Here is an 11,925-nt window from a genome sequence, read left to right as displayed (position 1 = left end):
CGCCCTCCGTAGAGATCACTTGGTTCCCAGGGCCGTCTGCAGCGCCTTGAGGTTGGCTTTCTGGACCGCGAAGTAGTCCTCGCCGCGGGACTTCTTGGTGATGCCCTCGATCGGGTCGAGGACGTCCGTCCTCAGTCCGGCGTCCTTGGCGACGGTCTTGGCGGTCTTGTCGCTGACGAGGGTCTCGTAGAACACGGTCGAGACGCCGTCGGCCTTCGCCATCTTCTCAAGTTCGCGGACGCGGGCGGCACTCGGCTCCGACTCGGGGTCGAGGCCGCTGATGGCCTCCTCGGTCAGGCCGTAGCGCTCGGCGAGGTAGCCGAAGGCGGCGTGGGTGGTGATGAAGACCTTGGTCCGGGTGTTCGCGAGGCCGGTCCTGAACTGTGTGTTCAGGGCGTCCAGTTCGGAGACGAGGGCGGCGGTGTTCTTCTTGTAGTCGGCCGCGTGGCCGGGGTCGGCCTTCTCGAAGGCCGCGCCGACGCCCTTGGCGACCTCGGCGTACCTGACCGGGTCGAGCCAGATGTGGGGGTCGAGGCCGGCTTCCTCCCCGCCGTGCTCGTGGTCGTGCTCGGCCGCGTGGCCGCCGACCTCGCTGCCGTGCTGTTCCAGCGTGGTGAGCTTCGCGGCGTCGATCTTCGTCTTGACCTCGGACTGGGCCACCGCGTCGTCGACGGCGGGCTGGAGGTTCTTGAGGTACAGGAGCGCGTCGGCCTCTTCGACCTGGACCCGCTGCCGGGTGCTGAGCTCCAGGTCGTGCGGTTCCTGGCCGGGCCCGGTGAGGCTGCTGACGTGCACGTGGCCGCCGCCTATGCGCTCGGCGAGGAAGGCCATCGGGTAGAACGACGCGACGACGTCGAACTTGTCCGTGTTGCCCGCCGCGGCGCTCTGGCCGGAGCAGGCGGTGAGGGCGGTGAGGCCGAGGGCGGTGGCCGCCGCGACCGCGGTGCCCGGTATGAGGCGTCGTACGTTCATGACAGTCATTTTCAACAATGATGGAAACCGTTGTCAACAAGCGGTTCGTCACGGTCTGAGCAGTGGACCGATTTGATTGAGGGGCAGGAACCGCCGGTACGCTGAAGCATTCGCTGGAAGCATCTCGCTTCGCCCGCCCGTCTCCCGACCACCACCCCTCATCGAGGCGCTACGCGCCGCACCCGTCAGTATTCGTCGTCGTTATGAAGAGAGCACCGTGGCCGCCGACAAGATCGACACCATCGTCAGCCTGAGCAAGCGCCGTGGCTTCGTATTCCCTTGTAGTGAGATCTACGGCGGCCAGCGCGCCGCCTGGGACTACGGACCGCTGGGTGTCGAGCTCAAGGAGAACCTGAAGCGCCAGTGGTGGCGCGACATGGTGACGTCGCGCGAGGACGTGGTCGGCCTCGACTCGTCCGTCATCCTGGCCCCCGAGGTCTGGGTCGCGTCGGGCCACGTCGCCACCTTCACCGACCCCCTCACCGAGTGCACCTCCTGCCACAAGCGGTTCCGCGCGGACCACCTGGAGGAGGCCTACGAGGCCAAGCACAACCGCCTCCCGGAGAACGGCCTGGCGGACCTGAACTGCCCCAACTGCGGCAACAAGGGCACCTTCACCGAGCCCAAGCAGTTCTCCGGCCTGCTCTCCACCCACCTCGGCCCCACGCAGGACTCCGGCTCCGTCGCCTACCTGCGCCCCGAGACCGCCCAGGGCATCTTCACCAACTTCGCCCAGGTGCAGACCACTTCGCGCCGCAAGCCGCCGTTCGGCATCGCGCAGATGGGCAAGTCCTTCCGCAACGAGATCACGCCCGGCAACTTCATCTTCCGCACTCGCGAGTTCGAGCAGATGGAGATGGAGTTCTTCGTCAAGCCGGGCGAGGACGAGCAGTGGCAGGAGTACTGGATGGAGCAGCGCTGGAACTGGTACACCGGTCTCGGCCTGCGCGAGGAGAACATGCGGTGGTACGAGCACCCGAAGGAGAAGCTCTCCCACTACTCCAAGCGCACCGCTGACATCGAGTACCGCTTCCAGTTCGGCGGCAACGAGTGGGGCGAGCTCGAGGGCGTCGCCAACCGCACCGACTACGACCTCGGCGCCCACTCGAAGGCCTCCGGCCAGGACCTCTCCTACTTCGACCAGGAGGCCCAGGAGCGCTGGACGCCGTACGTCATCGAGCCGGCGGCCGGCGTCGGCCGCGCGATGCTGGCGTTCCTGCTGGACGCGTACGTCGAGGACGAGGCCCCCAACGCCAAGGGCAAGCTGGAGAAGCGCACGGTGCTGCGCCTGGACCACCGTCTCGCCCCGGTGAAGGTCGCGGTGCTCCCGCTCTCCCGCAACCCGGAGCTGTCCCCGAAGGCCAAGGGCCTCGCCCAGGCGCTGCGCCAGAACTGGAACATCGAGTTCGACGACGCCGGCGCGATCGGCCGCCGCTACCGCCGCCAGGACGAGATCGGCACGCCGTACTGCGTCACCGTCGACTTCGACACCCTCGAGGACAACGCGGTGACGGTGCGCGAGCGCGACTCCATGAAGCAGGAGCGCGTGTCGCTGGACCAGATCGAGGGCTACCTCGCGAGCCGTCTGGTCGGCTGCTGACGCGTATCGCCTCGATCGGGCTGTGAAGGCCCCGGTTCCGGAACGTTCTGTTTCGGAACCGGGGCCTTCGGTCATTCGGGACATGTCCGGCGTGGGGTGAAGGTGTCGGCGCGGAGGTCTGGTGACAGCTGACAGATATTGAAATCTGTCAGCTGTCATGTCAGGCTGGATCCCATGACCCTTGACACCCGCATCCTCGGAACGACCGGCCCCCGCGTCTCCGCCCTCGGCCTCGGCTGCATGGGCATGTCGGCGCTGTACGGCGACGCGGACCGCACCGAGTCGATCGCCACCATCCACGCCGCCCTGGAGGCCGGCGTGACCCTGCTCGACACCGGCGACTTCTACGGCATGGGCCACAACGAACTGCTCATCGGCGAGGCCCTGCGCACCGCGCCCGCCGCCCGCCGTGAACAGGCCCTGACCAGCGTGAAGTTCGGCGCGCTGCGCGGCCCGGACGGCGCCTGGTCCGGCTACGACGGCCGCCCGGCCGCCGTGCGCAACTTCGCCGCCTACTCCCTCCAGCGCCTCGGCGTCGACCACATCGACGTCTACCGCATCGCCCGCCTCGACCCGGACGTCCCCATCGAGGAGACCGTCGGCGCCATCGCCGAACTCGTCGAGCAGGGGTACGTCCGCCACATCGGCCTGAGCGAGGTCGGCGCCGAGACGATCCGCAGGGCCGCCGCCACCGCCCCCATCGCCGACCTCCAGATCGAGTACGGCCTGATCACCCGCGGCATCGAACGGGAGATCCTCCCCACCCTCCGCGAGCTCGGCATCTCCGTCACCGCCTACGGAGTGCTGTCCCGGGGCCTGATCTCCGGGCACTTCTCGGCCGACCGGCAGCTCGCAGCGAACGACTTCCGCGCCCACTCGCCCCGCTTCCAGGGCGACAACCTGCGGCACAACCTGACCCTGGTGGAGTCGCTGCGGAAGATCGCCGAGCAGAAGGGCGTCTCCGTCGCCCAGATCGCCATCGCCTGGGTGCTGGCCCAGGGCGAGGACATCGTCCCGCTGATCGGCGCCCGCACCCGGGAGCGGCTGACGGAGTCGCTGGGCGCGCTGGACGTCGTCCTCGACGCGGACGACCTCGCGGCGATCGAGGCGGCCGTGCCGGCCGACGCGGCCGCCGGCGAGCGGTACGCGCCGGCCGCGATGGCGCACCTCGACAGCGAACGCTGATCCGGCCTCCCGGTACGGTCGGAGCATGGCACCGCAGACCTCCGAGACCCTGACCGCCGAGCGCATCCTCGAAGCCACCGAGGAGGTGCTGCGCCGCCACGGCCCGGCCAAGGCCACCGTGGTGGACGTGGCCCGCGCGCTCGGCGTCAGCCACGGCAGCGTCTACCGCCACTTCCGCACCAAGGCGGCGCTGCGCGAGGCGGTGACCAAGCGCTGGCTGGACCGCGCCTCGCAGGACCTCGCCGGCATCGCCGCCGACGAGGGGCGCGACCCGCAGACCCGGCTGCGCGTCTGGCTGGCGACCCTCTTCGAGGCCAAGCGCCGCAAGGCGGGCGACGATCCCGAGCTGTTCGCCACCTACCAGGTGCTGACCGGCGAGACCGGCGCGGTGGTCGGCGAGCACCTGGCCGAGCTGACCGGACAGCTCACCCGGATCATCGAGGCGGGCGTCGCCGCCGGCGTCTTCACCGCCGCCGACCCCGCGGCCGAGGCCCGCACCGTCTTCCACGCCACCGCCCGCTTCCACGACCCCGGCTACGCCAAGGTCTGGCAACGCCCGGAAGCCGACGCCGACTTCACCGCCCTGGTGGACCTCCTGCTGAGAGCCCTGCGAGCAGCCTGAGCCCCCAGCGGCCTCCGCTCACCGCACCCCGCGCGGCAGGCGCAGGCTCAGCAGCCCGGTCAGGACGATCGCGGCGAGCTGGACGGCCAGCGTCACCAGCATCGCGTCCCGCATCCCCCATCCCGGCGCCAGGGACAGGAACAGCGTGCCCAGCGTGGCCACGCCCAGGGCCAGCGAGGCCTGCTGCGTCGTCACCATGACACCGCTGCCGACGCCCGCACGGTCCGGCGGCACCTCGGACATCACGATCCGCATCACCACCGGCAACTGCAGCGCCTGCCCCGCACCCGCCACCGCCGTGCCCGGCAGCAGCGCCAGGAACCCCGGCTCCGGCCAGCCCTGCCACACCGCCGCCATGATCAGGCCCACGCCGGCGAACTGCGCCACCGCACCCGCCGTCACCACCCGGGCGCCGAAGCGGGCCACCAGCCGGGGCCCGGCGAGCGAGGCCGCGAAGAACGCCACCGCCATCGGCGCGAGCGACAGTCCGGCCCGCACCGGCCCCAGCCCGGCCCCCTCCTGGAGGGCCACCGCCAGGACGAACATGAACCCGCTGAACCCGATCGCGAGCGGCGCCATGATCATCAGCCCTCGGCGCAGCGTGGTGAGCGCGAACAGGCTCGGCGGCACCAGCGGCGTAAGGCCGAGCCGGTCCGCCCGGCGCTCCACCGCGACGAAGGCGGCCGCCGCGAGCGGGGACGCGGCCAGCGACAGCCACGTCCACAGCGGCCAGCCCGCCGCCCGGCCCTCGGTGAGCGGGGCCAGCAGCGTCAGCAGGGTCACGGCCAGCAGCGCCGTGCCGGGGCCGTCCACCGGCTCCGGGCGCCGCGAGCGGGTCTCCGGGACGCTGCGCACGGCCAGCGCCAGGCCGACGGCCACGACGGGCACGTTCACCAGGAACACCGAGCGCCAGCCGACGCCGGCGATGTCGGCGGCGACCAGGACGCCGCCCAGGATCTGGCCCGCCACCATCGACAGGCCGGCGGTCGCGCCGTACAGGCTCATCGCCCGGGCCCGGCGCGGACCCTCGGTGGCCGCCTGGATGGTGGCCAGCACCTGCGGCACCATCGCGGCGGCCGCCGCGCCCTGCGCGACCCGGGCGGCGACCAGCCACCAGGCGCCGGGCGCGAGTCCGCAGGCCAGCGAGGTCAGACCGAAGGCGGCCATGCCGGCCAGGAAGAGCCGGCGCCGCCCGAACAGGTCGCCGAGCCGCCCGCCGAGGACGAGCAGGACGGCGTACGCCACCCCGTAGCCGGCGACGACGAGTTCGAGGACGGACTCGCTCGCGGAGAGGTCGGCGGCGAGCGAGGGGAGGGCGACGTTGACGATGAAGAAGTCGATGAGGGGCAGGGCCGCGCCCAGCAGGACGGTCAGGAGTCCCAGCGGGCCCAGCGCACGGGAATCCGCGCCATGGGCCGACCGTGGCGCGGCCGAAGGTGTCGTGGTCAGAGTGTCAGTCACGGGGCCGAGCCTGCTCCCGCCCCCCAAAGGGGTACCAGAGTCTCCTTATCCTGGTAGCAGCGGTACCTGGAACCAGGATCCGCGGGGCGGCAGGCTGGAGGCATGACGACGATGGTCCAGGACACGGCCGGACGCACGGAGGGCGGCGCGGAGATCCGCCGCCACGAGCTGGCGGCCTTCCTGCGCAGCCGCCGCGAGCGGATCACCCCGGAAGAGGTGGGCCTGCCGCGCGGCGCCCGCCGGCGCACCCCCGGTCTGCGGCGCGAGGAGGTGGCGCAGCTCTCCGCGGTCGGGGTCACTTGGTACACGTGGCTCGAACAGGCCCGCGACATCCAGGTCTCCGTACAGGTCCTGGACGCCCTGGCCCGCACCCTGATGCTCGACGCGAGCGAACGCGCCCACCTCTTCCAGCTGGCCGCCGCCACCGATCCGGCGCCCACCGCGGCCTGCGAAGGGGTCAGCGACGCCCTGCGCGAGACGCTGCGCCAGTTCGAACCCTTCCCGGCCTGCGTCCAGAACAGCCGCTACGACATCCTCGCCTACAACCGCACCTACGCCCGCCTCATGGGCGACCTCGACGCGATCCCGCCCGAGGACCGCAACTGCATGCTCCTCGTCCACACCCACCCCGACTGGCGCGCGACCGCCGTCCACCTGGAGGAGACCATGCGGCTGATGGCCGCCAAGCTGCGCGCCGCGATGGCCGGCCACCTCACCGAGCCGGCCTGGAAGATGCTGGTCAAGCGGCTCCAGACGGAGTCACCTGAGTTCCGTGAGAACTGGGAGCGCTACGAGGTCGTCAGCGCCCGCAGCCGGACCAAGTACTTCGTCAACCGCCACGTGGGCCCGCTCACCCTGCACCACGTCGATCTCTGGCTCCGGCCCGAACAGGGCGCGCGGATGGTGACGTTCACGCCGGTGGACGAGGAGTCGAGGCGGCGGCTGGAGCTGCTGCACGAGATCGCCTGCCGCGAGGCGCCCGCCGTGCCGGCGGCGTGAGCGCCGGGCCGGGCCGGTCCGCTCAGCGGGGGCCCGGTGCGCCCACCGCCTCCTTGATCTCCTCGGCGTCCAACTGCGCCGCGGCCCGTTCGGCGGTGCCGCGGGCCCAGGGGCCCGTGGTGGCCGCGCCGACGGTGAGGACGGCGAGCCCGCAGGCGGTCAGGACCCACCACCCCGGCGTCGCGGCGGACACGAACGCCTCCCGGTACGAGGAACTCCCGACGCCCGCCGCCAGCAGCGCGCCGACCACCGCGACGCCGAGGGTCTGCCCCAGCTGACGGCTGGTCGAGGCGACGGCGGCGGCGACGCCCGCCTGGGCGCGGGGCATGCCGGACACCGCCGTGTTGGTGATCGGCGCGTTGACGAATCCGAAGCCGATGCCGAACAGGGCGTACCCGAGGAACAGCGTGGCGTCGGAGGTCTCCGCGTCGAACGCGGCGAACAGCACCGCGCTCGCCGTCATCGCCGCCCCGGCGACGAGCAGCGGCAGCCGCGGTCCCGTACTGCCGACGAGCCGCCCGGACAGCGGCGCGCACAGGAACGTGGGCAGCGCCATCGGCAGCATCCACAGACCGGCGTGCAGGGCGTCGAGACCACGCACGTTCTGCAGGTAGAGCGTCGACAGGAACAGGAAGCCGCCGAGCGCGGCGAACGCGCTGACCGCTATCACCGTGGCCCCCGTGAACGGCGCCGACCGGAAGAACCGCAGGTCGATGAGGGGCTCCTCGCGCCGGGGCTCGTAGCGCAGCAGCCCGGCCAGGGCGGCCAGCGCGACCGCCCCGAAGGGCAGGCTGGTGGCGGCCCCGGCCGTCGGCGCCTCGATGATCGCGTACGTCAGCGAGCCGAAGAGGGCGATGACCAGCAACTGGCCGACCGGGTCGGGGCGGCGTGCCTTGGGGGCCCGGGACTCGGGGACGAAGCGCAGGGTGAGCAGCAGGGCGGCGAGGCCGACCGGCAGGTTGAGCCAGAAGATGGAGCGCCAGCCGACGGACTCCACCAGCACCCCGCCCACCAGCGGGCCCGCCGCCATCGAGATGCCGACGACAGCGCCCCACGCGCCGATCGCGCGGGCGCGCTCGCGGGGGTCGGTGAAGGTGTTGGTGATGATCGACATGGCGACCGGGTTGAGCATCGACCCGCCGACGGCCTGCACCATCCGTGCCGCGATCAGCAGCTCCAGATTCGGGGCGAGGGAACAGAGGAGGGACCCGGCCGAGAACAGCACCAGGCCCGCCAGGAACACCTTCCGGCGGCCGATCCGGTCGGCGGTGGAGCCCGCGAGCATCAGCAGCGCGGCCAGGACCAGTGTGTACGCGTCGATGGTCCACTGCAGACCGGCGGTGGAGGCGTGCAGGTCGCGCTGCACGGCGGGCAGCGCCACATTGAGGACGGTGTTGTCCAGGCTCACGATCAGCAGGCTCATGCAGCAGATCGCGAGGACGAGCAGACGTCGGCGGTGGCTGAGCTCGGGCATGCATGCATAGTACGCCTAACTAATGAATATCGTCGTCCCGCCATGCGGTGGGTGAGAATGGGGGGATGCCCACGACCGCGCCCACCAAGAACACGACGCTGCAGATCGGCCCGCACACCGTCCGGACCCCCGTCGTGCTGGCCCCGATGGCCGGCATCACCAACGCCCCCTTCCGCACCCTGTGCAGGCACTTCGCCGAAGGCGCGGGCTTCGGGGCCGAAGGCCCGGCCGGCGGGGGAGGCTCCACCGGAGACGAGAGCTCCACCGGAGGCGCAGCGGGCTTCGCCGGAGACGAAGGCTTCGCCGGAGGCGAGGCGAAGGGCGGCGACGGCGGCCTCAAGGCCCTGTTCGTGAGCGAGATGATCACCACCCGCGCGCTGGTCGAACGCAACGAGAAGACCATGCAGCTGATCCACTTCGACGCGACCGAGAAGCCGCGCTCGATCCAGCTGTACGGCGTCGACCCGGCGACCGTCGGCAAGGCCGTCCGCATGATCGCGGAGGAGGGCCTCGCCGACCACATCGACCTCAACTTCGGCTGCCCCGTCCCCAAGGTGACCAGGAAGGGCGGCGGCTCGGCCCTGCCGTACAAGCGCCACCTGCTGCGCGCCATCCTGCGCGAGGCGGTCAGCGGCGCCGGGGACCTCCCTGTGACGATGAAGATGCGCAAGGGCATCGACGACGACCACATCACCTACCTCGACGCCGGCCGTATCGCCGTCGAGGAGGGCGTCACCGCCATCGCCCTGCACGGCCGCACGGCCGCCCAGCACTACGGCGGCACCGCCGACTGGGAGGCCATCGCCCGGCTGAAGGAACACGTCCCGGAGATCCCCGTCCTCGGCAACGGCGACATCTGGTCCGCCGAGGACGCGCTGCGGATGGTGCGGGAGACCGGCTGCGACGGCGTCGTCGTCGGGCGCGGCTGCCTGGGCCGGCCGTGGCTGTTCGCGGACCTCGTCGCCGCCTTCGAGGGCCGGACCGAGGACATCGCACGCCCCTCCCTGCGCGAGGTCGCCGACGTCATGCTGCGGCACGCAGGCCTGCTCGGCGAGTGGATCGGCGACGAGTCCAAGGGCGTCGTCGACTTCCGCAAGCACGTCGCCTGGTACCTCAAGGGCTTCGCCGTCGGCTCCGAGATGCGGCGGCGGCTCGCGATCACCTCCTCGCTGGCCGAACTGCGCGCCGGACTCGACGAACTGGACCTCGACCAGCCCTGGCCCGCCGGCGCCGACGGGCCCCGGGGCCGGACCTCCGGCAACAACCGGGTGGTGCTGCCGGACGGCTGGCTCAAGGACCCCTACGACTGCGCCGGCGTCGGCGAGGACGCGGAACTGGACACGTCCGGGGGCTGACCGGCCGGGCCGCGGCCGCTCACTTCGTGGGATGCGGCGTCGAGCCGTACGCCCTCAGGAAGCGGTCGCGGAACGAGTCCATCCTCCACACCGGGGCGTCGGGCGCGGGCTTCAGCCCGTCCGTCCACTTCCAGCCGGCGATCTTGTCGAGCACCTTCGGGTCCTTCGCCACGATCGACACCGGCACGTCCCGCACGGAGGTGTTCCCGCTGACCCGGGTGATCGGCTGGTGGTCGCCGAGGAAGACCAGCACGGTGTCGTCGGTGCCGTAGCGCTCCAGCCACTGGGTCAGCGCGGTCACCGAGTACTCCACCGACTTGCCGTACGCCACACGCGACTTGCCGGAGTCGTTGATGATCTCGGAGGCCTTCTGGCCCTTCTTCTCGATGCTGTCGAAGACCGAACCGTCGCCGAGGTCCTTCCAGTCGACCATCTCCGGCACCGGGGCCCACGGCTGGTGGCTGGAGGTCAGGATGATCTCCGCCATCAGCGGCTTGGCGCGGTCCTTGCCGTGCTCCAGACGCTGGAACGACTCCAGGGCGTACTGGTCGGGCATGGTCGACCAGCTGAACGCCGGCCCCTGGTACCCCATCTGGAAGGCGTTGTAGACCTTGTCCAGGCCGTAGTACCGCTGCTCCGGCCAGGCCTTCTGCACACCCGGCATGATCCCGACCGTGTCCCAGGCGCCGGTCTTGCCGAACGCCTTGGTCAGGCTCAGATGGTCGCTGTTCATCACCGTGCGGTAGCGCTGCTGGTTGTCGATCCACAGCCCCGACATCGTGGTCGAGTGCCCGAGCCAGCTGCCGCCGCCGAACGTCGAGGACTTCAGCCAGCCGCTCCTGGCGCGGTAACCGGCCTTCGTCAGCGCCTGCTGGCCGGCGTCCAGGGCCCGGTCCACACCGGGTGAGATCTCCGGGTCCGTCAGGGCGACCCGGCCGTAGCTCTCGATGAACGTGAAGATCACGTCCTTGCCGCGCAGGTCGGGCAGCAGTTGCGCCGGGGGCGTGTTCCCGAAGGCGTCGACGCGGGTCTCCTTCTCGAAGGCCGCCTCGTCCCGCAGGGTCTTGCGCACCTCCCTGGCCTTGTCGGTCAGGGCGGTCGCGGCCCGGTCCTGAGCGATCGGCTCGCCCGTGTACTGCAGCCCGAGGGCCGAGCAGGTCATCCACACCGTGCCCGCGGCCAGCGTGGCCCGGGTCGCGGTCTGCCGGTGGTCCGCCAGCAGGTTGCCCAGCCGCACCACGGCCAGCGCCATGGAGGCGAACAGCCCCACCACCAGCAGCACCACGCCGACGGCCGCGCCGACGGCGACCGCCTCGCCCATCGAGTCGGCGACGTAGGACTGGGCGTCGTCCAGCAGGCCCCAGTCCAGGATCGGGTTGAAGGTGCGGCCGAGGTACTCGGCGTACCCCATGTCCAGCAGGTTCAGCACGGTCAGCGCCCCGAGGACCGCCCCGCCGGCGGCGGCGACCGCCACCCGGGGTTTGCGCGGCAGCGCCAGCAGCAGCGCCGCCGCGATGATCGCCTCGCCGGGCAGCCGCAGGAACTGGTCCGTGCGGAGCATCTGGAGCTGGTTCGGCAGCAGCAGGGCGCCGAGCACGAGCACGGCGGACAGGATCGTCGCCGTCCAGCGCAGGGCACGCGCGGCACGCGGATGCCGGCCCCGCCAGGAGCGCCAGTGCGCGAGACGGGACCGGAGGGAGGGCGGGTGGGACTTCCGGGAGGCGTTCTCGGCGTCTTCGGCGTCTTCGGCGTCTTCGGCGCTCGCTGAAGCCGCGGGTGTTTCGGTGGGCTCGGAGGTCCCGGTGGGCTCGTCGCTCTCCGGCGTTTCGGCGTCCCGCGGGACCCGGGGTTTCCCGGGCTGGGCGTCGGGCGACGATTCGGGGTTCCCGGCGTCAGGCGAGGTCTCGGTGTTCCCGGCGGTCTCCGGCTTCTCGGTGTTCCCGGCGGTCTCCGGCTTCTCGGTGTTCCCGGCGGCCTCGGGCTTCTCGGTGTTCCCGGCGGCCTCGGGCTTCTCGGAGTTCCCGAGGGTCTCGGCGTTCTCGGGCTTCTCAGTGGTCCCGGGATGCTCAGTGGTCGTCCCGGGGTCCTCGGGTTCCTTCGGGTCTTGCAGGTGGCGAGAGCGTGTGGAGGCGGGCACCCGAGAGGTCCTTCCGTACGAAGCCGGGTGGATCGGCGGACCCGACAGGGGGCCATGGGATCCGCCACCTTTCGTACGGCTTGCTCCAGGCCGGTGTTCACCCCGCACGGCCAGCGGCGG

Annotated in this window: 9 protein-coding genes; 5 read left to right on the top strand and 4 right to left on the bottom strand. The window is 71.5% G+C overall.

Features of this window, described 5'->3' with window-relative positions; genetic code table 11:
- Nucleotides 1-15: 15 nt before the first annotated feature.
- A complete protein-coding gene (locus ACFYXA_RS16225; protein ID WP_389033043.1) occupies nt 16-972 on the bottom strand; it encodes a metal ABC transporter substrate-binding protein in 957 nt (318 codons plus the stop codon).
- Between the two features lie 217 nt (nt 973-1,189).
- Between ACFYXA_RS16225 and ACFYXA_RS16220 the strand changes: the two genes are divergently transcribed.
- From ACFYXA_RS16220 to ACFYXA_RS16210, 3 genes are all read left to right on the top strand, one after another.
- On the top strand, nt 1,190-2,572 hold the full coding sequence (locus ACFYXA_RS16220) for a glycine--tRNA ligase (protein WP_389033040.1): 1,383 nt from the start codon (nt 1,190-1,192) through the stop codon (nt 2,570-2,572).
- A 174-nt stretch (nt 2,573-2,746) separates the two neighbouring features.
- Nucleotides 2,747-3,757 (top strand): aldo/keto reductase, encoded by a 1,011-nt coding sequence (locus tag ACFYXA_RS16215; protein WP_389033037.1) that lies wholly within the window; start codon nt 2,747-2,749, stop codon nt 3,755-3,757.
- 25 nt (nt 3,758-3,782) lie between these two features.
- Nucleotides 3,783-4,379: a TetR family transcriptional regulator gene (locus ACFYXA_RS16210; protein WP_352245048.1), complete on the top strand. Its 597-nt coding sequence runs from the start codon at nt 3,783-3,785 to the stop codon at nt 4,377-4,379.
- 18 nt (nt 4,380-4,397) lie between these two features.
- On the opposite strand, the gene ACFYXA_RS16205 is transcribed toward ACFYXA_RS16210, so the two are convergent.
- Nucleotides 4,398-5,840, bottom strand: a complete 1,443-nt coding sequence (locus ACFYXA_RS16205; protein WP_389033033.1) for an MFS transporter — start codon at nt 5,838-5,840, stop codon at nt 4,398-4,400.
- Between the two features lie 102 nt (nt 5,841-5,942).
- Here ACFYXA_RS16205 and ACFYXA_RS16200 point away from each other — a divergent pair, with 102 nt between their 5' ends.
- The gene (locus ACFYXA_RS16200) at nt 5,943-6,839 is read left to right on the top strand and encodes a helix-turn-helix transcriptional regulator (RefSeq protein ID WP_389033030.1); all 897 of its coding nucleotides are present in this window, start codon (nt 5,943-5,945) and stop codon (nt 6,837-6,839) included.
- 22 nt (nt 6,840-6,861) lie between these two features.
- On the opposite strand, the gene ACFYXA_RS16195 is transcribed toward ACFYXA_RS16200, so the two are convergent.
- Nucleotides 6,862-8,313, bottom strand: a complete 1,452-nt coding sequence (locus ACFYXA_RS16195) for an MFS transporter (protein ID WP_389033027.1) — start codon at nt 8,311-8,313, stop codon at nt 6,862-6,864.
- A 65-nt stretch (nt 8,314-8,378) separates the two neighbouring features.
- Between ACFYXA_RS16195 and dusB the strand changes: the two genes are divergently transcribed.
- On the top strand, nt 8,379-9,668 hold the full coding sequence (dusB, locus tag ACFYXA_RS16190; protein ID WP_389033025.1) for a tRNA dihydrouridine synthase DusB: 1,290 nt from the start codon (nt 8,379-8,381) through the stop codon (nt 9,666-9,668).
- Nucleotides 9,669-9,687: 19 nt separating this feature from the next.
- Here the strand turns inward: dusB and ACFYXA_RS16185 are convergent, their stop codons facing one another.
- Nucleotides 9,688-11,805 carry a CDP-alcohol phosphatidyltransferase gene (locus ACFYXA_RS16185; RefSeq protein WP_389033022.1) on the bottom strand — a complete coding sequence of 706 codons (2,118 nt, stop codon included), beginning with the start codon at nt 11,803-11,805 and terminating at the stop codon, nt 9,688-9,690.
- Nucleotides 11,806-11,925: the final 120 nt, after the last annotated feature.

This window comes from Streptomyces sp. NPDC002566 (assembly GCF_042889585.1).
Lineage (GTDB): Bacteria > Actinomycetota > Actinomycetes > Streptomycetales > Streptomycetaceae > Streptomyces.
This window is presented reverse-complemented; position numbering and strand designations above follow the sequence as displayed.